General features: G+C 50.3%; 26 protein-coding genes. 2 read left to right on the forward strand and 24 right to left on the reverse strand.

What is annotated here, in order from left to right; translation table 11 throughout:
- Positions 1–4: 4 nt before the first annotated feature.
- Genes ccmD through ccmA form a run of 4 tightly spaced genes read right to left on the reverse strand, consistent with a single transcriptional unit; the run spans position 5 to position 2218 of the window.
- Positions 5–196 carry a heme exporter protein CcmD gene (gene ccmD, locus TK45_RS03890; RefSeq protein WP_131257312.1) on the reverse strand — a complete coding sequence of 64 codons (192 nt, stop codon included), beginning with the start codon at positions 194–196 and terminating at the stop codon, positions 5–7.
- Positions 196–933: a heme ABC transporter permease gene (locus TK45_RS03895; protein ID WP_131257313.1), complete on the reverse strand. Its 738-nt coding sequence runs from the start codon at positions 931–933 to the stop codon at positions 196–198. Before TK45_RS03895 ends, ccmD begins: the two co-directional genes overlap by 1 nt.
- Positions 933–1598, reverse strand: a complete 666-nt coding sequence (ccmB, locus tag TK45_RS03900; RefSeq protein WP_131257314.1) for a heme exporter protein CcmB — start codon at positions 1596–1598, stop codon at positions 933–935. The genes TK45_RS03895 and ccmB overlap by 1 nt, the downstream gene beginning before the upstream one ends.
- Entirely contained in the window at positions 1598–2218 is a 621-nt protein-coding gene (gene ccmA, locus TK45_RS03905; protein ID WP_174719767.1) for a cytochrome c biogenesis heme-transporting ATPase CcmA, read from the reverse strand. Before ccmA ends, ccmB begins: the two co-directional genes overlap by 1 nt.
- A 169-nt stretch (positions 2219–2387) precedes the next feature.
- Between ccmA and TK45_RS03910 the strand changes: the two genes are divergently transcribed.
- Together TK45_RS03910 and TK45_RS03915 are read left to right on the forward strand one after the other, a co-directional pair.
- Entirely contained in the window at positions 2388–4256 is a 1869-nt protein-coding gene (locus TK45_RS03910) for a hypothetical protein (protein WP_131257315.1), read from the forward strand.
- Positions 4253–4561: an EscU/YscU/HrcU family type III secretion system export apparatus switch protein gene (locus TK45_RS03915; protein WP_131257316.1), complete on the forward strand. Its 309-nt coding sequence runs from the start codon at positions 4253–4255 to the stop codon at positions 4559–4561. Before TK45_RS03910 ends, TK45_RS03915 begins: the two co-directional genes overlap by 4 nt.
- Here TK45_RS03915 and TK45_RS03920 read toward each other — a convergent pair.
- From TK45_RS03920 to fliL, 20 genes are all read right to left on the reverse strand, one after another.
- A complete protein-coding gene (locus TK45_RS03920) occupies positions 4558–4977 on the reverse strand; it encodes a DUF2802 domain-containing protein (RefSeq protein ID WP_131257317.1) in 420 nt (139 codons plus the stop codon). The two genes, TK45_RS03915 and TK45_RS03920, sit on opposite strands and share 4 nt — an antisense overlap.
- Before the next feature lie 23 nt (positions 4978–5000).
- Positions 5001–5486, reverse strand: a complete 486-nt coding sequence (locus TK45_RS03925) for a chemotaxis protein CheW (protein WP_131257318.1) — start codon at positions 5484–5486, stop codon at positions 5001–5003.
- A gap of 32 nt (positions 5487–5518) precedes the next feature.
- On the reverse strand, positions 5519–6232 hold the full coding sequence (locus tag TK45_RS03930) for a chemotaxis protein CheW (RefSeq protein ID WP_131257319.1): 714 nt from the start codon (positions 6230–6232) through the stop codon (positions 5519–5521).
- Positions 6233–6241: 9 nt separating this feature from the next.
- Positions 6242–7006 carry a ParA family protein gene (locus tag TK45_RS03935; protein WP_131257320.1) on the reverse strand — a complete coding sequence of 255 codons (765 nt, stop codon included), beginning with the start codon at positions 7004–7006 and terminating at the stop codon, positions 6242–6244.
- Between the two features lie 31 nt (positions 7007–7037).
- Positions 7038–8132: a chemotaxis response regulator protein-glutamate methylesterase gene (locus TK45_RS03940; RefSeq protein WP_131257321.1), complete on the reverse strand. Its 1095-nt coding sequence runs from the start codon at positions 8130–8132 to the stop codon at positions 7038–7040.
- A gap of 15 nt (positions 8133–8147) precedes the next feature.
- The gene (locus TK45_RS03945; RefSeq protein WP_131257322.1) at positions 8148–10334 is read right to left on the reverse strand and encodes a chemotaxis protein CheA; all 2187 of its coding nucleotides are present in this window, start codon (positions 10332–10334) and stop codon (positions 8148–8150) included.
- Between the two features lie 12 nt (positions 10335–10346).
- Complete coding sequence (locus TK45_RS03950) at positions 10347–11105, reverse strand: protein phosphatase CheZ (protein WP_131257323.1); 759 nt, start codon at positions 11103–11105, stop codon at positions 10347–10349.
- 32 nt (positions 11106–11137) lie between these two features.
- Entirely contained in the window at positions 11138–11521 is a 384-nt protein-coding gene (gene cheY, locus TK45_RS03955; protein ID WP_131257324.1) for a chemotaxis response regulator CheY, read from the reverse strand.
- A gap of 44 nt (positions 11522–11565) precedes the next feature.
- A complete protein-coding gene (locus tag TK45_RS03960; protein ID WP_131257325.1) occupies positions 11566–12288 on the reverse strand; it encodes an RNA polymerase sigma factor FliA in 723 nt (240 codons plus the stop codon).
- Positions 12285–13157, reverse strand: a complete 873-nt coding sequence (locus TK45_RS03965; RefSeq protein WP_131257326.1) for a MinD/ParA family protein — start codon at positions 13155–13157, stop codon at positions 12285–12287. Before TK45_RS03965 ends, TK45_RS03960 begins: the two co-directional genes overlap by 4 nt.
- Positions 13154–14440 carry a flagellar biosynthesis protein FlhF gene (flhF, locus tag TK45_RS03970; protein ID WP_131257327.1) on the reverse strand — a complete coding sequence of 429 codons (1287 nt, stop codon included), beginning with the start codon at positions 14438–14440 and terminating at the stop codon, positions 13154–13156. Before flhF ends, TK45_RS03965 begins: the two co-directional genes overlap by 4 nt.
- Positions 14441–14455: 15 nt before the next feature.
- Complete coding sequence (gene flhA / locus TK45_RS03975; protein ID WP_131257328.1) at positions 14456–16555, reverse strand: flagellar biosynthesis protein FlhA; 2100 nt, start codon at positions 16553–16555, stop codon at positions 14456–14458.
- A gap of 90 nt (positions 16556–16645) precedes the next feature.
- Positions 16646–17776 carry a flagellar biosynthesis protein FlhB gene (flhB, locus tag TK45_RS03980; RefSeq protein WP_131257329.1) on the reverse strand — a complete coding sequence of 377 codons (1131 nt, stop codon included), beginning with the start codon at positions 17774–17776 and terminating at the stop codon, positions 16646–16648.
- Positions 17777–17785: 9 nt separating this feature from the next.
- Positions 17786–18565, reverse strand: a complete 780-nt coding sequence (gene fliR, locus TK45_RS03985) for a flagellar biosynthetic protein FliR (RefSeq protein WP_131257330.1) — start codon at positions 18563–18565, stop codon at positions 17786–17788.
- 3 nt (positions 18566–18568) lie between these two features.
- The gene (gene fliQ / locus TK45_RS03990) at positions 18569–18838 is read right to left on the reverse strand and encodes a flagellar biosynthesis protein FliQ (RefSeq protein WP_131257331.1); all 270 of its coding nucleotides are present in this window, start codon (positions 18836–18838) and stop codon (positions 18569–18571) included.
- A gap of 9 nt (positions 18839–18847) precedes the next feature.
- Positions 18848–19609, reverse strand: a complete 762-nt coding sequence (gene fliP, locus TK45_RS03995) for a flagellar type III secretion system pore protein FliP (RefSeq protein ID WP_131257332.1) — start codon at positions 19607–19609, stop codon at positions 18848–18850.
- On the reverse strand, positions 19602–19883 hold the full coding sequence (gene fliO / locus TK45_RS16325) for a flagellar biosynthetic protein FliO (protein ID WP_254426535.1): 282 nt from the start codon (positions 19881–19883) through the stop codon (positions 19602–19604). Before fliO ends, fliP begins: the two co-directional genes overlap by 8 nt.
- A 118-nt stretch (positions 19884–20001) precedes the next feature.
- Entirely contained in the window at positions 20002–20406 is a 405-nt protein-coding gene (gene fliN / locus TK45_RS04005; RefSeq protein WP_131257334.1) for a flagellar motor switch protein FliN, read from the reverse strand.
- Positions 20407–20439: 33 nt separating this feature from the next.
- Entirely contained in the window at positions 20440–21507 is a 1068-nt protein-coding gene (gene fliM, locus TK45_RS04010; RefSeq protein ID WP_131257335.1) for a flagellar motor switch protein FliM, read from the reverse strand.
- Between the two features lie 12 nt (positions 21508–21519).
- Complete coding sequence (gene fliL / locus TK45_RS04015) at positions 21520–22050, reverse strand: flagellar basal body-associated protein FliL (protein WP_131257336.1); 531 nt, start codon at positions 22048–22050, stop codon at positions 21520–21522.
- Positions 22051–22101 lie beyond the last annotated feature (51 nt).

Here is a 22101-nt window from a genome sequence, read left to right on the forward strand (position 1 = left end):
TTGTTTAACCTTTCGAAGCTTCAATTCTTTTTCTGCGGGCCTGTTCGGCACGGATTGCACTGAGCAAATTGCGGCGCTGCACTTTGAGCACAACATAACTACCGAGCATCAGCGCGGCAAATGCCCCAAACGATAACCAAACGAACAGGCCATATCCGCCCATCGCGAAAAACGCTTGCCAGTTTTCAAACTGCATCAGGCCTGCTCTCCTAATTTTTGTACCCACGGACGCTTAATTTCGCGGCGTAAAATCTCATTTTGCAGAGATAATAATGCCAGTGCGCCAATCGCCATGGCTAAGCCAAACAGATTGATTAATAACGGCCACAGCATCTCAGGCGCAATGCTGGGTTTGGCAAATTTTGTAATCGATGCGCCCTGATGCAGCGTGTTCCACCACTCCACCGAGTAATGAATGATTGGTAGATTCACCACGCCGACAATCGCCATCAAACCCGCCGCTTTGCCACCGGTTTGCTTGTCATCAAACGCATGGTACAGCGCCCATACACCCAGATACATAAATAACAGGATCAATTCTGAGGTTAAACGCGCGTCCCACACCCACCAGGTGCCCCACATAGGTTTGCCCCACGCGGCCCCGGTTAACAAAGCCAATAAGGTAACCACTGCGCCAACCGGCGCGATGGCGGCAACAGCCATGTCGGCAGTACGAATTTGCCAGACCAAACCGATCAGTGCCGCGATCGCCATAGCGGCATAAGTACTCATAGACAAAATCGCGGTTGGTACATGAACATACATGATGCGTGCAGAGTCTCCCTGTTGGTAATCTGCTGGCGCATAGGCCAAGCCCCATACACAACCAGTCAACAACGCGATCACCGCGAGAAATGCAAACCAGGGAAACAGACGCTGACACAAAAAATAAGTTTGTTCAGTTTTGGCGTAAGGATGTAACCACTTCCACATCAGTTAAGACTCACTCTCAATGCATAAGCGCTAGCCAGAGGCGACAGCGCCAGAGAAAACAATAACATGGCAGCCAGCAAAAATAGCTGGCCATTATAAGCAAGTTGGATTGCTGCCGCATCCACTGCCGAGGTCGCAATAATTAATAACGGGACGAGTAACGGCAACAATAACAAACTCAGTAAAACACCGCCTTTTTGCACGCTGACGGTTAATCCCACACCTATCGCGCCTACCAGACTAATTACAGGAGTGCCAAGTAACAAAGTCAGCAACAGTGCCCAATACATATCCGCAGTTAAATTCAGAAACAGTGCCAGCAAAGGTGAAATCAGAATCAGCGGCACAATACTTACCAGCCAGTGACTGCATATTTTCGCCAGAACCAGCCAGGGTAACGATGCGCCGGATAGCATTTGCTGCTCCAGCGCCCCATCGTTAAAATCATCACGGAATAACCGGTCTAGCCCCAGCAACGCAGATAAAAGCGCTGCGACCCAGATAATACCGGGGCCCACCTTTTGCAGTGTCTGCGGACCTGGTCCCACACCGAGAGGAAACAGACTGATCACCAGCACGAAAAACAGCAAAGGCTGAAAAACTTCCGCGCGAGCCCGGAATGCCAGCAGCATGTCTCGGCGCATTTGTGTGATAAATCCCTGCATTACCACAAGTACTCCAGCTCAATGAAATCAGCATTCAGGGTATTTGATAATGCCTGATGCGAGGTCATCAGGACACTACCGCCCTGTTGTAAATAAGCTGCGATATGGCTCTCTAACAGCGCGATTGCCTGCACATCCAGCGCGGTAAAGGGTTCATCCAGAATCCACAGCGCGGCGGGTTTCAGCCAAAGTCGTGCCAGTGCCACACGGCGCTGCTGACCCGCAGATAAATGCCCGACAGGCACATCTTCCAGCCCAACCAGACCCAGCATGGCCAGGAGCGGATACAGATCGTCCGGTACGGGTACTCCATGAGAGCGACACCAGAAGGTCAGATTTTCAATGGCGCTTAAACGCGGATTGTTGCCGGCCTGATGGCCGATATAAATCAGGTGTTGCTGAAATTCAGGATTATTGAATACGGGTTGTTGACGGAATACGACCTGTCCCGATGCGGGTTGCGACAGCCCGGTCAGTAAACGTAACAGACTGGTTTTGCCAGCACCATTTGGCCCACGCAGATGAATAAGCTGGCCAGCACTAAGCTCCAAATCCAGGGCGGCAAACAATTGGCGATCATTTTTTACACAGGCCAACTGCCTGGCGACTAACAGGCTCACGCCCTCTCCTTCTTTTTTGCGTTTTGCACGCTCACAACGCGCCGCATCATACCATAACCCCCCGCGCTATAAAGTTTTTCGCCGCGAGGAATTGGCTTGTTATATGTTCAGGATCAAGCGTATTTTAAACTTATTCGGGCAAAGCTCAGCAATTGCCGATAAGGGATGCATGTTACCAATAAATATCGACATTAAAACGCCTTCAGCCACACCACTTACTGAGGCAATTTCACGCGTCAACAGCCTCTCGCTGCAATTACCGGCGCGCATCGCGGTGTTTGCTGCCGAGCAAATATTGCAAATCACGCCGCTGACTAATCAGGCCAACAGCGTGGCCAATCGTTTTGCTAGCGCGCCGTCACCTACGCTGCAAACGCCCTTTATCCGCATCAATGGCGAACCGCCGCAAAATATTCCGGTGCAACTGCATCTGCCTGCCAACCAGACTCAGCTTGCCATCGGCAGTTTAGTACAACAGGAAATACTGCCATTAACACCAAAATATCTGCCTCCTCTGCTGGAGATAGCCAGTTCGGTGACACACAACGCACCTCGACAGACCCTGTTCACAGTGCCAGCCACCTTCACTATGCCGGCTCCGGCGCAGGTTATGCTCAAGTTGGACAGTTCAACATTGGCGATGTTAGTGCCGGCAGATTTACCGCTGCGGTCAGAGGCTCCAGTGCAACTGACGTTAAGCCGTTTGGCGACCAATTGGCAAATACAGGTCCAGCACCCGGGAGGAAATCTGCAGTGGCAACCGCAGCCTGCTGAGGTAAAAGACCTGTTGCAAAAAGTACTGCCACAACAACCGCTATCACTGAATTTTTTGCTCGACGGGAAGAGTAGCGAAGTCATCGGAAAACTTGCACCGCAAGCCGTTCCACCAGCTTTGCGAGATATATTGCAACCGCTGTTGGATCGGGCTCAGCCTCGTATCGTTGACGGGCAACGCCAGCCCACCCCAATGATAAGTAAACCCACCCTGAGTATCGCTATACAGGATAACCAGCCGGTGCTGCGTTTTTCTTCGCCAAGCCATGCACTGGCAACTATTACACTGGACAAGCCGGCTGTGCAAAAGTTACAACAATTGCTGAGTCACCCAAATGCTAGTGTACCTATACCACAGAACAGTGGACCGGATCCCATCCGTGCTCTGCAGCGCCAAGTGGTTTCGCAACAGCAAGCGCCAATAGAATCACTGATAAATCTGATAACCCTGGCGCAAGAAGTAAATGACTCAGGCAGCAACGAGCTAAAGACGCTGCTTGCCCCCCGAATCAAACAAATACTCAGCGCATTGCCACAGGCAACGCCCGACGATAGCGCCCGTTTGCAGCGACTACTAAGCCAGCCAGCGATACTGAGCAGTCCTGCAACGTTTACGGCAGTGCAACCTAAACAAGGCTTCGTCGCAGGTATCGTCGCCATGTTGCAATTAATGTTCGCCAGTCGCCTGAGTAAAGATCAGCCGGAGTTATTGCTAAAACTGCCGGAGATCAGCAGTAGCGATAAACCACCCAGTGCCACTCAGGCACGTGGACTTTGGCAGGATCTAACCCAGCTTGAACAAAAACATCAGTTATTGAAAACCTTGCGCGGAAGTCTGGCAAATCACACCGCTAACCGGCTACAGCAATCTGACAGCACCGGCACAGCGCAGAGTCTCTATTATCATTTTGCCGTGCCCCACGGGGAACAGGCCCGCGAAATTGAACTATTAATCCGCGAGGAACCTGAGCAAAGTGATCAAGCCAAAGGCGCAAATCGTCAGCACTGGCATCTGAGCATGCGCCTGAGTCTGGAGGCAAACAACGCTCTTCTGGCCAACGTTGACTTATATGCCGATGGCTTAGAACTCAATATTTATGCCGCAGATGACAGCACAGTCATGCGGGTGAAACGCGTTTTACCCTTATTGCTTAAACGCTTTGAAGCACTGGGCATCGACATACTGCAAAGCCGATGTGAAGTAGGCAAAATCCCTGACTCGTTAAAGCAGCATCCTTATCACCTGATTGAGACCCGCGCATGAGTGACAACAATGATAAAAAGCGTGCAGTAGCACTTAGCTATCAGCCTGGTGAAGCGCCTCAGGTGGTAGCCAAAGGCGTTGGTGAACTGGCCGCAGAGATAGTGGCAATGGCCAACGAGCACGGCATTTTGGTGCATGAAGATGAACATCTAATGGCGTTTTTAGCCCAGTTGGATATAGGCCAGACTATCCCTGAAAACCTGTATCGGGTGATTGCAGAGCTGATTGCGTTTTCTTATGTATTACAGGGTAAATTTCCGCAAGGCTGGGAAGTGCCCCCCGGTCATTTTAACACAGAGGCTTAATTGGCTTGTTTATGCAGGTTGACCAGTAATTCAGCTTCTGCCAATGGCAGTTCACACTCCTGAACGATCTCTACGGCACTGGCCCCCTGAGCGGCCATGCGCGTTGCCTTTCCATACAGGCGCAAGTCAGGATCCTGCTCTTCCAGTTTTTCCTGACGTATCTGAGTTTGCTGTAATTGGCCAATTAAGTCGCGAACCGTTTTACCCACCCCCAACGAACCGGTGCGGGTTTCATGGATTTGTTCAGTCGCATCCTGCAGCGCCAGTTGCAATTCACGTTGCTGGCGACGTTGTTCATCGGACTGACGTCGTAGCTCGGCCAACTGACGATAGGCGGAAAAGATTAACCCCAGTGCCACTACCAATAAAGCGGCAAGCACCAGGGTTATCAGGCTATGTAAGGCGTCTGGAATCATCCTTGTTACTTCAGTCCGTTATGTTAGAAACCGGAAATCTCGTCCCATTCTTCATCTGACAACAGCTTATTGAGATCCACCAGAATCAGCAATTCACCGTCGCGGTTGCTCACGCCCTGAATGAACTTGGCACTTTCTTCTGTACCCACATTTGGCGCGCTGTCGATTTCGGAGGAGCGCAGATAAACCACTTCCGCCACGCTATCAACCAGAATACCCACGACTTGTTGTTCAGACTCGATAATGACGATACGAGAATTATCCGTCACTTCAGCAGGTGGTAAACCAAAACGGGAACGGGTATCGATAACGGTAACTACGTTCCCCCGTAAATTGATAATGCCCAACACATAATCCGGGGCACCTGGGACAGGGGCAATCTCAGTGTGACGCAACACTTCCTGCACCTGCATAACGTTAATGCCGTAGGTTTCTTCACCCAGACGATACGTTACCCACTGCAGGACCTGATCATTACCGTCCTGAACTGCGTTTGCTTTTTTTGTCATACCGTTAATTCTCCTGCCAATGCTTCGGGCATTTAGTCTTCGCTGCTATCCATTCCCTGATTTAGCAACGCAATAAGTTGTTGGGCGTCCACTAACGCACACATTTTGTCTTTCACCATGCCAGCAAGCCATGGACGTTTACCTTCCCGCTCTCGCCATTTCACCTGATCGGGCTGTAAGGTAAATGTAGACTCCAGCGATTCACACGCTAGCCCCCACGGACTGTCTCCTAGCATTATAAGATATTGATAATTTAGGGACTCTGCCAGTTTTTCGGTGTATTTTTCCGGCATGATCCATGCGGCGGTATCTACCACGCTGAGTTTTTCTTCGCGATGAGTCATCACCCCGCGAAACCAAACCGGCTTACCAAATAACGGCGTCACCTTGTGTAAATTATGGATCCCGCCTAATTCGGTCAGTGGAACCGCTAGGGTTAAGCCAGCCATCTTAAAGAACAAAGCCTGAAACGGCTCACTGGGGATCCGCGACGTGGTCGTCGTTGAAACCGGTGGTGGCGTTTCTTTTTCGACTGGCGCAGGCGTTTCTTTAATTTCCCGGACAACAATCGGTTCTTCAGCCGGCACTTGTGGCGTCGGCTCAGCCTGTGGGACAGAAATTTTATCGAATAAATGCTGAACCGCAGATTCCTGCACCTTGGCCTGCACAACAGGGGTATCGTCGGTCAGCAGTGCTGACAGATACTCCTGCATTACTTCTTCTTTGGCGAATGCGCCCTTGGACATGGTTCAGTATTACCTTTGCAATTGCTTTAGCAGCGTCTTGTAGCTGTATACACCGCGTGAACGCGGACAAAACAGCGAGGGTGGCGTTTGTGCCTGACTCGCTTCACATAATTTGGTATCGACCGGAATCACCGATGACCACACCTTTTCACCATAATTAGTGCGTAAAATTTTATAGGTTTCCAGCGCCGCCTTCGTGCGCTTATCAAACATGGTTGGCACGATGGTATAGGCAAAATTTTTGTGCAACATCACCGCGATAATTTCCAGTGTGTGCATCATGCGCTCCAGCCCTTTTAATGCCAGAAACTCGGTCTGCACCGGAATTAAAATATGATCACAGGCCGCCAGCGCATTTACCATCAGCACCCCAAGCGTGGGTGGACAATCAATAAGCACGTAATCAAATTCATCACTGACCGCTGCGAGTGCCTTTTTTAACACCAGTCCCATGCCATTCTGACTGCCCATTTTTCTGTCCAGCGTCGATAACGCCATACTGGCTGGCAACAAAAACAGGGAATCAAATTTCGTCGGGCAGAGGCTATCCAGTACCACATCTTTATTTGGGCTGGGAGTTGCCAAAAACACGTCATAGACGCTGCGTGACAATTCTTCGCAATCGATACCAAAGTAATAACCGAGCGAGGCCTGAGGATCAGTATCGACCAGCAGCACCCGTTTGCCCTGCTCGGCAAGCAGGCCGCCCAGCGTCACCGCTGTGGTGGTTTTTCCTACTCCGCCTTTTTGATTGGCAATCGTCCAGATCTGCACGTTGTTCTCCGATCCTGCGTTTGGTGGCTGATTAGCGCATCTCAGTGATTAATTTGCTCGCCAGGTTTTCCAGGCTGGTATTTTCATCCGCGAGGCCAGCATTGGCGACCGCCATTGGCATGCCGTAGACCACACAACTGGCCTCATCCTGCACCCAAATACGCGCACCTAATTTTTTCAGTTTACGGCAGCCTTCGCGGCCATCGGCACCCATACCGGTGAGAACCATAGCCAAAACATCACCGCCATATACATCGGCGATAGACTCAAATGTCATATCCACACTGGGCTTATATAAATAACGACTATCATTGTGGTCATCAATGACACGCAAACGGGTTTGGTTGCCGCGGCTATCCAACACCATTTGTTTCCCTCCGGGAGCCAGGTAGGCGGTGCCATTTTCTACCAACTGACCATCTTCGCCTTCGACCACACGTATTTTACACAGTGAATCCAAGCGTTTGGCAAACGCGTTAGTAAAGGTGCCTGGCATATGCTGGATCAGAAAAATAGGGTAGTTAAAATTACCCGGAATGCGGGTAAGCAGATTTTGCAGCGCGGCCGGTCCGCCCGTCGATGTACCAATGGCCAGCGCCCGATAATGTTTACTGCCGCCCATTGCTCTGACGGGTGGCCGACTCAGAATGCGCGGCGGCTGACTCAGCAGACTGGCACTTTGACCCGATGTAACAAACGACCCAGCCGCACCAGGTCGCAAGCTAGGCTTGCGCCGCGCTATTGCACGCACACGGTGGCACAGCAACATTTGTGCTTCGGTTTTGTTTTGTGCGATGTCTTCAAAGCGTTTTGGCAGAAAATCCAGCGCCCCTGCGTCCATCGCGTCCAGCGTGGCAGTGGCACCTTCATAAGTCAGCGAAGAGAACATCAGAATCGGAACCGGCTTGCGTTTCATGATCTCACGGACTGCCGAAATACCATCCATTAACGGCATTTCCACATCCATGGTGACTACATCGGGGTCCAGCTCCAGCACTTTTTCAATCGCCTGGCGGCCATTGATCGCGTCGCCAATAACCTCCAGCTCCGGATCCTGATTAAGAATGTCGCTTACCCTACGACGAAAGAAGGTGGAGTCGTCAACCACCAGCACCTTGTACGCCATTACCAGCCGGGGCTCCTATTTGGTAAAACTTTTCTTCGCGTATCGTTTCAGCAGGCTGGGAATATCGATAATCAGCGCAATACCACCATCACTGGTAATGGTTGCACCGGCCATTCCTGGGGTCCCCTGTAACATCGCATCCAGCGGTTTAATTACCACTTCTTCCTGGCCAATCAGGGCGTCCACTACAAAGCCAATTTGCTGGGTCCCTAATTGCACGACCACGACATGGCCTTTTGTTCGGTCAATTTTGTGAGCGTTCTTACGGTTTAGCCATTCCCCCAGGAAAAACAGCGGAATGGCTTTAGAACGCACTATCATCGTAAGCTGACTATCGACCGTGTTGGTCTTCTTCACATCCAGATTAATGATTTCGCTGACCGCTGCCAGTGGGAAAGCAAAGGTCTGCTGCCCCAGCATCACCATCAGGGTAGGCAGAATCGCCAACGTCAGTGGCACTTTTATCTCAAGACGCGTACCGACGCCCTTTTCGGACTTGATGTGCACGGTACCATTGAGTTGGTTGATCTTGGTTTTCACCACATCCATACCAACGCCGCGACCGGAAATATCGGAAATCTCTGTTTTGGTTGAGAAGCCCGGAGCAAAAATCAGATTGAAGGCCTCTTCATCCGACATGCGCGCAGCAGCGTCCGCATCCAGAACACCACGATTGATAGCGATTTCTTTCAGTTTTTCTGGATCCATGCCTTTACCATCATCTTCGATGGTCAGCAGGATATGATCCCCTTCCTGTGAAGCGGATAATTTGACAATCCCCATGCGCGGCTTACCGGCAGCGGCACGGTCATCCGGCATCTCAATACCATGGTCTACCGAGTTACGCACTAAGTGCACTAACGGGTCGGCTAATGCTTCGACCAGGTTTTTATCTAAATCGGTTTCTTCACCCACCAATTCCAGGGTGATTTCTTTTTTCAGGCTGCGGGCTAAATCCCGTACCACGCGCGGGAAGCGACCAAATACCTTTTTAATTGGTTGCATGCGAGTTTGCATAACCGCGCCCTGCAAGTCACCGGTGACCACATCCAGATTGGCAATTGCCTTAGACATAGCTTCATCAGCTACATTCACGCCAAGGCTTAACAAGCGATTACGCACCAGCACTAGTTCGCCGACCATATTCATGATCTGATCAAGACGTTTGGTATCAACCCGTACAGTAGTGTCAGTCGCAGGGGGAGGCGGTGCTTTTTTGTCTGCGGCCTCAGCTGCTGTTGGTTTGACGGCTGCGGGAGCCGCTTTGGCAGCCGGTGCAGGCGCTTTTGCAGCTGGTGCCTTGGCAGCGGCCGGTTTAGCCGCTGGGGCCTTAGGCGCTTCCGCTTTATGCGTAGGTGGCGCCTCATTTGTCGTTACCGATGGGCCATTTCCGGCACCATGCAATTCGTCCAGTAACTTTTCAAATTCGTCGTCGCTGATTTCATCATCACCGCCAGCGCTCGCTGCAGGGGCAACTGGTGCAGGTTTGTTCGATGTTTCCTCTGCCGACTTGAACTGACCTTTACCATGCAATTCATCCAGCAGCGCTTCAAATTCATCATCGGTGATATCATCTTCGCCGCCAGAGGTGCTGGGAGGTGCAGGTTTGGCGGGCTTCGCCGGCGCTTCGGTTTCTTTACCTGGCCCCTGACCATTACCGTGCAATTCATCCAGCAAGGCTTCGAATTCATCATCGGTAATTTCGTCGATATCGCCAGACGGCTCGGCCGTTTCGCCGACCTCGGCGAGAAGCTCGTCATCGACCTCTGGTTCCGGTTCTACTTCAACGTAATCTGCCGTTTCATCTTCGGTCGCAGGTTTGCTTAAACGATGTAATTCGTGCAGCAACTCCGGGCTGGCAGGAACAGGCTCTTCGCGGGCTTTAACCGAATCAAACATTTCATTGATGGCATCCAGTGATTGCAAAATCACATCCATCAACTCAGAGGTGACCTGACGTTGACCGGTTCTTAAAATATCGAAAACGTTTTCGGCACCATGGCAGGCATCGACTAACGATGTGAGTGACAGGAACCCCGCACCACCTTTGACGGTGTGGAATCCTCTGAATATCGCATTTAACAGGTCAGAGTTGCCGGGGTTATTTTCCAGCTCGACTAATTGTTCCTGTAATTGCTCTAGAATCTCGCCGGCTTCAACCAGAAAATCCTCAAGGATATCCTCGTCTACTTCGAATGCCATACCCGGTTCCTCTTAAAACCCCAAGCTTGATAGTAGGTCATCTACATCATCTTGTCCCGTTACTACGTCGTCGCGTTCTTCGGGATTAATAATTGGTCCCTCCGCTTCCACGTTATCGGGCTTTTTCGCAGAGGCTTTACTATTTTTCTTTTCTTTATCAGCAACTTCTACACCGCTAAACATAGCGAGCAGATGCACCAGACTGTCTTCCACTTCTTTGACTAAATCAATAACGCGGCGAATCACCTGACCGGTAATATCCTGATAGCCCTGCGCCATCAGCACTTCGGTTAATAGTCCGGTGAGCTTATCCATCTCCTGATCGGCATGATGCATAAACGCATCGACGTCATGGCATAGAGTTTTGAACTCACCCAATTCAATTTGCCGACTCATCAGCTTTTGCCATTCCGGCAGAATCTTTTTCAGCTCACTACTGAGAGACTCTGCAATCGGCATACTCTTTTCGACCGCGTCCATCGTAGTATTAGCTGCATTTTCGGTTGTCTCAATCACGTAATTCAGGCGTGATTGGGCATCCGGAATGTCTTCCTGTGTCAGGTCAGCTAGTCGACCATCGAGCTGGAAGCTGTTTAGTGAGTCGTGCAACTGGCGGGTGAGTTTTCCCACTTCCGCAAACAGACCCTGATTATTATCTTGCGACAAAGAATCGAATAGCTCATCAGCCTGCTGCTGCTCACCGGCCTCCAGCAACACAACGAGTTGTCTGGCATCTTCCAGTGTAATTTGATAACTGGTGTTGTTCGCCATCTGGCACCTCCCAATAAAGGATTAGCCCGGGGCTAACCGAGACGTTCGAAGATTTTCTCGAGTTTTTCTTTCAACGTCGCAGCGGTGAATGGCTTAACCACATACCCGTTTACGCCAGCTTGAGCTGCAGCAACGATCTGTTCTTTTTTCGCTTCAGCGGTAACCATCAGTACGGGCAGATGTTTCAGGCGGTCATCGGCACGAATCGCGCGCAGCAAATCGATACCCTGCATACCTGGCATGTTCCAGTCTGTAATGACAAAGTCAAAGCCGCCCTGTTGTAGCATTGGCAGTGCGGTACTTCCGTCATCAGCTTCCTGCACATTGGCAAAGCCCAAATCTTTAAGCAGGTTTTTAATGATGCGTCTCATTGTTGAAAAGTCATCAACAACAAGAATTTTCATATTCTTATCCAAATTTGGCCTCCAGTCTGGATCTTCGTTTTATTTATTATTGTACGTTAATCGACGCGCCAGTTTTGCATTCTGGACTTAAGTCTATGCATTGCCTGGCTATGGATTTGACTGACCCGTGATTCACTCACGTCGAGTACTTCGCCAATTTCCCGTAAATTTAACTCTTCGTCATAATACAATGACAAAACAATGGCTTCGCGCTCAGGCAAAGTAGTAATAGCATGCGCTAGCGCTTTTTGGAATGTACCTTGCAGAATTTCATCAAATGGCTCATCTGAACCTTTGTCGTTGCTGCTTAATACATCCTCAGTGACACCTAAATCTTCGATACCAATAATACGCCCGGCATTCACTTCACCGAGCATCGAATGATATTCACCCAGCGTGACACCCATATATTCGGCGACTTCTGCATCGCGGGCATCGCGGCCGGTAATACGTTCTACCTGATTAATTGCTTCGGTAATTGACCGACTATTTTTATGTACTGAGCGTGGCGTCCAATCACCCTTACGAATTTCATCCAGCATGGCACCACGAATGCGGATCCCGGCAAACGTTTCGAAACTAGCACCTTTGCTGCCATCAAAATTTTTCGACGCTTCAAGCAAGCCAATCATACCGGCCTGGATCAAATCATCGACCAACACGCTGGCTGGCAAGCGGGCAAGCAGATGATGGGCAATACGTTTTACCAGCGGTGCATGCTGTTCAACTAATTTGGTTTTATCATCGTGCTGCAAGTAGGCAGCGGCTTTGTTATTCACGCGTTACCTTGTACCTGTCTGGCTTGTTGATCCACAAGTTGCTCAAGGAAGAACTCTAAATGCCCGCCCGGTTGTTGCGGGATTGGCCACTGTAAGGCTTTGCCGGCTAACTGGGTAATGGCCGTCGCCGCTGGCGATGATGGATAGGCCTCCACCAGTGCCTTTTGTTTGCGCACCGCATTACGAATATTTTCGTCATAAGGCACCGTCGCCACTAATTCTAGTGCGACATCTAAAAAGCGCCCTGTGACTTTAGATAATTTTGCGAAAAGCTCCTGACCCTCACGCATATTGCGCACCATATTGGCGACAATTTTAAAGCGGAATACGCCGTGATCGCGGTTAAGTAACTTAATCAACGCGTAGGCATCGGTCAGAGAGGTCGGTTCATCACATACCACAACCATCACATCTTGTGCTGCGCGGGAAAAACTCAACACCATGTCTGAAATACCTGCGGCGGTATCAACCAGCAATACGTCAATTTTTTCACGCAGTTCGCTAAACGCCCGAATCAGGCCAGCATGTTCAACACGGCTCAACTCGGTCATGGATTGGGTTCCCGAGGTCGCAGGGGCGATTTTGACGCCATACGGGCCTTCTACCAGCACATCTTCTAGCAGACATTCGCCAGACAACACATGAGACAGATTCTTACCCACGCGCAAGCCCAGCATCACATCGACGTTGGCAAGCCCCAGGTCTGCATCCAGCACCATGACTTTCTTGCCCATTTTGGCCATGGCAATCGCGGTATTGAGGGTAATATTGGTCTTACCGACGCCACCTTTACCGCCGGTTACAGCAATTACTTTGACTAAATTAGTTTGCTGCATTTTTCGTAAACTACTCGCTTGATCTTCAATCATACTGCTATTGATGATGTTCCGTTATTCCGCCCTGCCGCATTGTGTTTAAACAGCCGCGCGGCATTAGCAACTAACTGCTTGGCATCCGCCAAATGAATGTCTTCAGGTACACGCTGGCCGTCAGTGATAAACGAAACAGGTATCTGCGCCTCAACCACAGCGCTTAGCGCCTGACCGAGAGAGTAACACTCATCTAATTTTGTTAAAATACAGCCATGCATAGAAATTTCCCTGTATCGTCTCAGAGTATCCTGCATCACTTCCCGCTGTGCATTGGCCTGTAATAGCAAATACGGTTTTATAGTAGCACAACCACTTTGTTTTAAGGTATCTAACTGATTGATTAATCTGGCATCTCGCTGAGAAAAGCCAGCGGTATCAATCAAGACCAGACGGCGATTACGGAACTGCACTAAGGCATCCGCCAGCTGTTCTGCATTGGCCGCTTTTTTTACGCCACAGCCGATAATCTTGGCGTAAGTGGCGAGCTGTTCATAAGCCGCGATTCGGTAGCTATCAATGGTAATCAAGCCGACCTGATCCGCACCGTAGCGCTGTGCGAAGCGCGCCGCCATTTTTGCTACCGTAGTTGTTTTGCCGGTGCCGGTTGGCCCCACAAACGCGTAAATACCACCGCGACTGAGTATCTCATCTGAACCGGTATGAATACGATTGGCCAACATTTTTAATAAAAATAGCCAGGCCTCACGTTCAGACGTTTGCTCGGAAAGAAAACTGACCAACTGATCGGCCAGCGACTTATCAAGCCCCATCGCCCCAAGTTGTTCTGCGAAATAGGCATGTAACGGATGCTTATGCCGACGCTGTTGCTCCATCAATCCGCCCACCTGAAACTGCAGAACATTGCGCAAGCTGGCCAGTTCTTCACGAATATCCTGTAACTCCTGATTAGCCGCCACCGGCTGGGCAGGAGCCGCTGCCATTGGCGTGTGTGCTTTGGTCTGAGCTGCCACAGGCTTTTTAATCGCTTCAAACGGATTGACTGCATTACGGCTCACTTGCTTTTCCAGTAATTCGCGCAGGCTGTCAGGGCCGCTATCGCCGATGATTTCGCTAAGACTGGCCGGTTTTTTCTCCGCCATAGGGGCTGACACGGCAGGAGTCGGCTTTTTGACACTGGGTTCACGGTCGCAGGCAGCGACAATTTCCACACCCTCATCAATCTTCTTATTGGACATGATGACGGCGTCTCCGCCCAGTTCCTGCTTCACCTTGTTCAATGCATCACGCATGTCTTTGCCAACAAAGCGTCTGATTTTCATGGCCGATTACTCCTGCTATTTGCCAATTGAGCTGACAATTTTTATTTGTTTATCATCCGGCACTTCCTGGTAAGACAGGACGTGGAGTCCGGCAATCGCGTGCTTAACAAAGCGCGATAAGACCGGACGTAACATACCGGAGGTCAGCAATACGGCTGGTTCGCCTGCTAATTCTTGTTGTTGGTGGGCTTCGCTGAGGCGCTGCTGTAAGCGTTCTGCCAAACCAGGTTCGATACCGGCGCCATCCTGCCCACCTGCTTGCAGGGACTGGTGCAACATTTGTTCCAACTCTGGCGCCAAAGTAATGACAGGGATTTCCTGCGCGCCCTGGCTGATTTCCTGCGCAATCAGGCGTTTCAAGGCAATACGCACCGCCGCGACCAACACATCCGGATCCTGGCTCTTCGCGCCGTATTCCGTCAGGGTCTGCACTATGGTGCGAATATCGCGAATCGGTACGTTTTCATACAGCAGGGTTTGCAACACTTTAACCACAGTGGCAAGCGGCAACACATCCGGCACCAGACCTTCCACCAGCTTAGGATTGCTCTTGGCCAGCATATCCAACAGTTGCTGTACTTCTTCGTGGCCGAGTAACTGATAGGCATTGTTGGTAAGTAACTGAATCAAATGCGTAGCGACGACAGTTGCCGCATCCACCACGGTATAGCCAAGCGATTGCGCATGCTCACGCTGACTCGGTTTAATCCACACCGCATCTAACCCAAATGCCGGATCTTTGGTGGGTGTGCCGCTCAGTTTGCCAAATACCTGACCGGGGTTAATCGCCATTTCACAATCATGGGCGATTTCGGCTTCGCCAATGATCACCCCCATCATGGAGATAGTGTAGCTGTTGGGATTCAGATCCAAATTGTCACGGATGTGTACCGGCGGCACCAAAAAGCCCAGTTCCTGAGACAGTTTTTTGCGCACGCCTTTGATACGGGTCAGCAATTCGCCACCCTGAGACTTGTCCACCAGAGGAATCAAACGGTAACCCACTTCCAGACCAATAATGTCAACCTGCTGCACGTCATCCCATGACAACTCTTTGACTTCATTGCTGGGCAGATTACTCTCCACCAACTCACCCTCTTTGCTGGCGGGCTTGTTGGCATCCTGTACCTGTTTGTGACGGAAATACGCCATGCCACCTACCAGTGCGGCAAAGCCCAAAAACGCCAGATGCGGCATGCCCGGGACAATACCCATCACGAATAAAATAATCGAGGTGATAATCAGCGCCTGCTGATTGCCTAACTGACGTTTTACTTCTGTGCCAATTTCGCGGTTATCGTTTTCACGAGTCACGATAATCGCCGTCGCTACGGACAGCAGCAAAGATGGGATTTGCGCCACCAGACCATCACCTATGGTCAAAATGGTATAAATGCGGATCGCATCAGAAAACAGCAAATCATGCTGAATCATACCGATGAACAAGCCGCCAACGATATTGATCAGCATGATCCACAGACCCGCCACTGCGTCGCCTTTAACAAACTTTGACGCACCATCCATGGAGCCGTAGAAATCCGCTTCGGCCGTAATTTCTGCCCGGCGTTTACGTGCTTCATCCTGATCGATAAAGCCGGCATTGAGGTCTGCATCGATAGCCATCTGCTTACCCGGCATGGCATCCAATGTAAAGCGAGCACTAACTTCAGAGATACGACCGGCACCCGCCGTGACTACTTTGAAGTTGATGATCAGCAAGATGGCGAACACCACAATACCAACTGCATAGTTACCGCCGATAACCACTTCACCGAATGCCTGAATGACTTTACCGGCGGCATCGCCGCCCTCATGCCCTTCCAGCAAGACCACCCGCGTTGAGGCGACGTTTAGTGCGAGGCGTAATACCGTCGCAATCAACAGAATTAATGGGAACGAGCCGAACTGTACTGGCTTATCGGTGAAGACCACCACCAGAATGACCACCAGCGACAGGGCGATATTGAAACTGAACAAAATATCCAGCAGCACCGCGGGCATTGGCAAAATCACCATGCCCATAATCGCCAGCAACATCACTGGCGTACCTAACCCTGAGGTAAATTTCTTTATTTGCTGCTTGTCAACTTGCTGAAAATAACGAGTGAGCTCCATAAACCACGAGCATCTGAAAATTGACGGTAATCGCTCGGTTGCAACTACCTTGCCAATAATCAGCTAAAATCCAAAACGTTATCTGAGCGGCTAAAATCTGAACTCTGGTGGAATGGGCAGGTTTTGATTGAGTGGTTTGGGTCGCTTAGCCTTACCACGGCGCCAAGCTTTGAGCTGGTAAACATAGGCCAGTAGCTGCGCCACGGCCATAAACAACTGCTCCGGAATTTCGTGATCCGCTTCGGTCGAATAATAAATTGCCCGGGCCAGCAAAGGTGACGCGACTAAAGGAATATCATGGGCTGCGGCGATTTTTCGGATATGCATCGCCAGTTCATCCGCACCTTTGGCCACCACGACAGGCGCGCGATTACCACTTTGGTCATACACCAGTGCAACAGAATAGTGGGTCGGGTTGGTAACCACCACATCGGCCTTGGGCACCGCCTGCATCATACGTTTGGCTGCGGCCTGATATTGCAAGCGACGGATCCGCCCTTTGATTTGTGGATCACCTTCGGCGTTTTTACGTTCGTCTTTGACCTCTTGTTTGGTCATTTTCATTTGTTGGTCGTGTTTGTGCTTACTCCACGGCACATCGAAGATAGCAATGGGGATCATGGCACAACAGATGATCAGGAACATCCAGCCAACCAATTCGACCGAATGCACCAGATTGCGTGGATACATTTCCAAATCCAGATGGAGTACTTCATCCTGAAATAAGCGCAGCGCCAGGTAAGCCGACACGGCCACGACAATGAATTTGGCCGCGGCTTTAATCAGTTCCACCGCCCCATTGGGACCGAACATACGTTTCAGACCTTTGAGTGGATTGAGCTTTGAAAAGTCTGGTTTGGCGGTTTTCCAGGTAAAGTTGTAACCACCCAGAGCGATATTGCCGTATACCCCCGCGATCACCACAATCACCATATAAAATGCCATTGGGATGACCAATTCACCTAATACCGAGGGCAAAATCTGAAACGCGTGCGCCATATCCCAGGTTTCCTCGCGGGACAGGTTAAACGCACGCTGAAAAATCCTGAACAAGGCTTCCGCCATACCGCGCCCAACCAGCAATAGCGCCGCGGCACTGGCAATCAGCACTAATGTGGTGGACAACTCACGGGATCGCGCAATCTGGCCCTTCTCGAGGGCCTTCGATTTCTTTTTCTCCGTGGGGTCTTCTGTGCGTTCCTGCGCATCATCCGCTGCCATTCGCGCCTCCTACCTGCAAACCTGCAGCATTGAACAGATCAATTGCTGCGCTTCGAGCCAGTCATGCTCGAAGTGAATGGCAAAGTTATCCATGGTGATCCACACCACGATCAGACCAATAATCTGCGCGATGGCGAAACCCAAGGTAAAGATATTCAGCTGCGGCGCTGCTTTGGTCATCACACCAAACGACAGGTTAATGATCAGTAAAGAGACAATCGGCGCCAACGATAAGGTCAGTGCGGCAATAAACATGAAACTGCCCCAATGGGCCAGCGCCTGAAAATTACTGATGGCAAACAAACCCTGCCCTACTGGCAGTGCCTCAAAACTCAATACAATCATCTGAATCATGGCCAGATGACCGTCCATTACCCAAAACAACAAGGTGGCGAGGATTAAATAAAACTGACCTACCGCAGGCACGTTAATTCCGTTAACCGGATCGACGATAGACGCAAAGCCCAAGCCGGTCTGCATCGCCACCACCTGGCCTGCCAGCACAAAGGTATTGAGTAACATCATGGTGACGAATCCCGCAGCCAGGCCTATCAGCAATTGCTGAATCATCAGAACCCAGGTGCCTGGCGACACCAAATCATCGACGGGGACAGGTTGTATCAGTGGCATCACCAGCACAGATAAAAACAACGTCAGTAACGCCCGTACCGGAGGAGGAATAGACTTAGCGCTAAAACCGACCATGGCGGCAAATAACCCCGACACCCGCATAAACGGCAGCAACATATCGGCCATGGCCTGAATAATCGTGCTGGACAACACTTCCACGGATTACCCCACCACCTGCGGGATCATATCCACCATATGAAAGGTGAAATCCATTAATTTACCTACCAGCCAGTGCCCACCCCAACTGAGTGCCAGTAAGGTAACAATCAGACGTGGTAAGAAGTTGATGGTTTGTTCGTTAATTGAAGTCGCGGCCTGAAACACCGACACAATCAGACCGACAAACAGACTGGGTAAAATAATCGCCGAAACCAGCAAGATCACCATGCCCAGCGCATCACGTAATATATCGACAAATAATTCCGGAGACATACGTTTCCCCTACAATCCGTAACTCTTGGCCAACGTACCGAAGATCAGATTCCAGCCGTCAACCATCACAAACAGCATGAGTTTAAATGGAAGGGACACAATCATGGGTGACAACATCATCATACCCATGGCCATCAGCACCGAGGCCACCACCAGATCCAAAATCAGAAATGGGATAAACAACATAAAGCCGATTTGAAACGCGGTTTTCAGCTCGCTGGTCACAAAGGCAGGAATAAGTACTGTCATGGGCACTTCGGAAGGATCCTGAAACTGCCCGGTCATGCCGCCAATTTCCACGAACGTTTCCAAATCTTTCACCCGGGTTTGCGACAGCATAAATTCGCGTAATGGCGCTTTGGCCAGTTCAAACGCCTGCAGTGAGGTCACCTGCTCTTCCAGATAAGGTTGCAGCGCCTGCTGATTGATCCTTTCAAACACCGGCGCCATGATAAATAAGCTCAGGAACAGGCTCACACCAATCAAAATCTGGTTCGACGGAGACTGCTGTAAACCAATCGCCTGACGCAAAATCGATAACACCACGATAATCCGCGTGAAAGATGTCATCATCAGGATAAAGGCTGGCAACAGGCTTAGCGCCGTCATGATTGCCAGCACTTGCAGCGTCATGGAGTAATCTTGTGAGCCATCCGGATTGGTCGTGACCGTCACGGCGGTCAAGCCTTGGTCAGCACTAACCAAACCCGGTAACAGCAAAAGTAATAGTGTCAGCGAGACTTTTAATGAGGCTGTTAATAATTTAGTCATGCTCGGCCTCCTTGCGTTGCTGCAGCATTTGCGCGAGGCGGGATTTAAATTTATCGCCGCTTTGTTCGGACTCCAGCGGCGTAGTCAGTTTCGACAAATGACTGATGGACTGGGGCGTGATGCCCAGCAGATGTTGTTCATCCCCAACCTGTATCACCATCAAACGTTCACGATTACCTAACATCATGGATGCAACCGGTTTTAATTGCTGATTACCGGCGTGCGTGACATTGATTTTTTTCAGCACAAACCCGAGTGCAAACACCAGTGCCACAACCAGGAATAAAGATAGGAAAATTGACGCTATGGTACCGACGCTGGTGTCAGATGTTTGACTAAAGGCTATCGGAGAAAAACAAAGGAGCCCGGCCAGAATTGGCCAGGCTATTGATTTAACGAAGTTTTTTGATTCTTTCGATTTGGCTAATAACATCTGTTAAACGTATACCGAATTTGTCGTTGACTACCACTACTTCTCCATGAGCAATCAACGTGCCATTTACTAATACGTCTAACGGTTCGCCCGCTACGCGATCCAATTCAACCACTGAACCCTGATTTAACTGCAGTAAATTACGGATACTGATATTGGTGCGCCCCACTTCCATAGAAATGGTCACCGGGATATCTAAAATAGTATCCAGTTTACGCTTTTGACTGGCGGTAATTTCTGCCGGCTCTTCCAGTTCATCTAATTCGGCAACCTGAACACCCTCAGCTTCGTTTGCTTCAGCTTCTGCCTGTTCAGCCATTGCGGCTGCCCAGTCGTCCATTGCGTCATCGTTTTCGTTACTCATTTCAGTACCCCATTACAATCAGGCGCGCGCCTGTTAAATATCGTCCAGCCCTTCTTCAAGGCCATGTAATTCATTCTCACTATCCAAACGCTTGCCGCCTTTGGTTAGCAGTTGTAATTCTGATTTCACCGAGGTCGGGCGTTTTATCTTTGACTTGATTTGCAATGCAAGATTATCTCTGGAGCGTCCCAGCTTAGTTCTGAAAGTAGGCAAGTTTTCTACCGACATGATCACATATTCAGGTAACTCTACCGGGATAATGTCACCTGCTTTAAGCTCCATTATTTCACTCAATGGCAGTTCAAATTCCAGCAATTCAGCTGACACCTCAACCTCCACATCCAGGATTTCATCGCGCAGTGCCTTACTCCAGCGCAGATCGGTATCTTCTTTATCACTCTTAACGCCTGCATCAAGTAATTCTCGGATTGGCTCCAGCATTGAGTACGGCAACGCAACATGGAAGTCACCGCCGCCACCATCTAACTCTATATGGAAAGAACTGATTACGACCACCTCGGTCGGGTTAACAATGTTAGCCATTGCCGGGTTCACTTCGGAGTCCAGATATTCAAAAGACACATCCATTACCGGCGCCCACGCCTCTTTGTAATCCTCAAAGATCAGCTTGAGCAACATTTGGGTAATACGGCGTTCAGTGGGGGTGAATTCCCGCCCTTCGATTTTGGCATGGAAGCGACCATCACCACCGAAGAAGTTATCCACCAGAATAAACACCAGACGGGCTTCCATGGTGATCAAACCAGTGCCTTTGAGCGGGCGTAAGCGCACCATATTCAAACTGGTCGGTACGAACAGGGTGTGCACGTACTCTCCAAATTTGATCATCTGAATGCCGTTAATTGACACTTCTGCACTGCGACGCATCATATTGAACAAGCTTACCCGCATATGGCGGGCAAAACGCTCGTTGACCATTTCCAGCGTCGGCATGCGCCCACGCACAATACGGTCCTGAGAAGAGAAGTCGTACTCGATTAACCCATCGGCACTGACCGACGATTCGACATCGTCTTCCTCGACGTCATCAACGCCGTGCAGTAGTGCATCAATCTCGTCCTGGGATAACAAATCAGTCACGGTTTATTTCGCCTATTGCATTACAAAGCCAGTGAATAACACTTTTTCCACCACTTCACTGCCAGTGATATCTTTCATCGTCGATTTGACATCACGCAGCGCCTGATCGCGCAGCGCCACTTTACCGGCCTCAGTCACCAAATCATCAGCGTTGCTACTACTGAATGCACTGACAAGCGCCCCTTCGATTGAAGGAATATGCAGCTTAGCCAGTTCTTCGTTTTCAATACCGCGAACCATCAACTGCACCCGGATTTCAACCACCCGACCGCGGCTGGTGCCTGGCACATTAAAGGTAAAAGGACGAGGCATTTGCACATACATGGCGGTACCTTTTTCCACCGATACATTTTCGGCTGGCGCGGCTGGCGCACCATCCGCCGGCATTGCGCCACCTTCCATCATCGGCGGTGGCTCCTCACCACCTAATAAAAAGAATGCACCGGCACCCGCACCGAGTAACACCACCACCGCAATGATGATGATCATTAACTTGCCTTTCTTTTTACCTTCTTCAGGTGCGTCTTCTGGTACTTCTGCCATCTTCACTTCTCACATAACGAATTTGTCAGCCCGCCACCTGCTTTGAGGCAA

It is taken from the genome of Bowmanella sp. JS7-9 (assembly GCF_004329715.1).
Lineage (GTDB): Bacteria > Pseudomonadota > Gammaproteobacteria > Enterobacterales > Alteromonadaceae > Pseudobowmanella > Pseudobowmanella zhangzhouensis.

Coding starts and splice junctions, on each gene's coding strand:
- ccmD (WP_131257312.1), bottom strand. CDS start 196: ATGCAGTTTGAAAACTGGCAAGCGTTTTTCGCGATGGGCGGATATGGC.
- TK45_RS03895 (WP_131257313.1), bottom strand. CDS start 933: ATGTGGAAGTGGTTACATCCTTACGCCAAAACTGAACAAACTTATTTT.
- ccmB (WP_131257314.1), bottom strand. CDS start 1,598: ATGCAGGGATTTATCACACAAATGCGCCGAGACATGCTGCTGGCATTC.
- TK45_RS03910 (WP_131257315.1), top strand. CDS start 2,388: ATGTTACCAATAAATATCGACATTAAAACGCCTTCAGCCACACCACTT.
- TK45_RS03915 (WP_131257316.1), top strand. CDS start 4,253: ATGAGTGACAACAATGATAAAAAGCGTGCAGTAGCACTTAGCTATCAG.
- TK45_RS03920 (WP_131257317.1), bottom strand. CDS start 4,977: ATGATTCCAGACGCCTTACATAGCCTGATAACCCTGGTGCTTGCCGCT.
- TK45_RS03925 (WP_131257318.1), bottom strand. CDS start 5,486: ATGACAAAAAAAGCAAACGCAGTTCAGGACGGTAATGATCAGGTCCTG.
- TK45_RS03930 (WP_131257319.1), bottom strand. CDS start 6,232: ATGTCCAAGGGCGCATTCGCCAAAGAAGAAGTAATGCAGGAGTATCTG.
- TK45_RS03940 (WP_131257321.1), bottom strand. CDS start 8,132: ATGGCGTACAAGGTGCTGGTGGTTGACGACTCCACCTTCTTTCGTCGT.
- TK45_RS03945 (WP_131257322.1), bottom strand. CDS start 10,334: ATGGCATTCGAAGTAGACGAGGATATCCTTGAGGATTTTCTGGTTGAA.
- TK45_RS03950 (WP_131257323.1), bottom strand. CDS start 11,105: ATGGCGAACAACACCAGTTATCAAATTACACTGGAAGATGCCAGACAA.
- TK45_RS03965 (WP_131257326.1), bottom strand. CDS start 13,157: ATGATTGAAGATCAAGCGAGTAGTTTACGAAAAATGCAGCAAACTAAT.
- flhF (WP_131257327.1), bottom strand. CDS start 14,440: ATGAAAATCAGACGCTTTGTTGGCAAAGACATGCGTGATGCATTGAAC.
- flhA (WP_131257328.1), bottom strand. CDS start 16,555: ATGGAGCTCACTCGTTATTTTCAGCAAGTTGACAAGCAGCAAATAAAG.
- flhB (WP_131257329.1), bottom strand. CDS start 17,776: ATGGCAGCGGATGATGCGCAGGAACGCACAGAAGACCCCACGGAGAAA.
- fliQ (WP_131257331.1), bottom strand. CDS start 18,838: ATGTCTCCGGAATTATTTGTCGATATATTACGTGATGCGCTGGGCATG.
- fliP (WP_131257332.1), bottom strand. CDS start 19,609: ATGACTAAATTATTAACAGCCTCATTAAAAGTCTCGCTGACACTATTA.
- fliN (WP_131257334.1), bottom strand. CDS start 20,406: ATGAGTAACGAAAACGATGACGCAATGGACGACTGGGCAGCCGCAATG.
- fliL (WP_131257336.1), bottom strand. CDS start 22,050: ATGGCAGAAGTACCAGAAGACGCACCTGAAGAAGGTAAAAAGAAAGGC.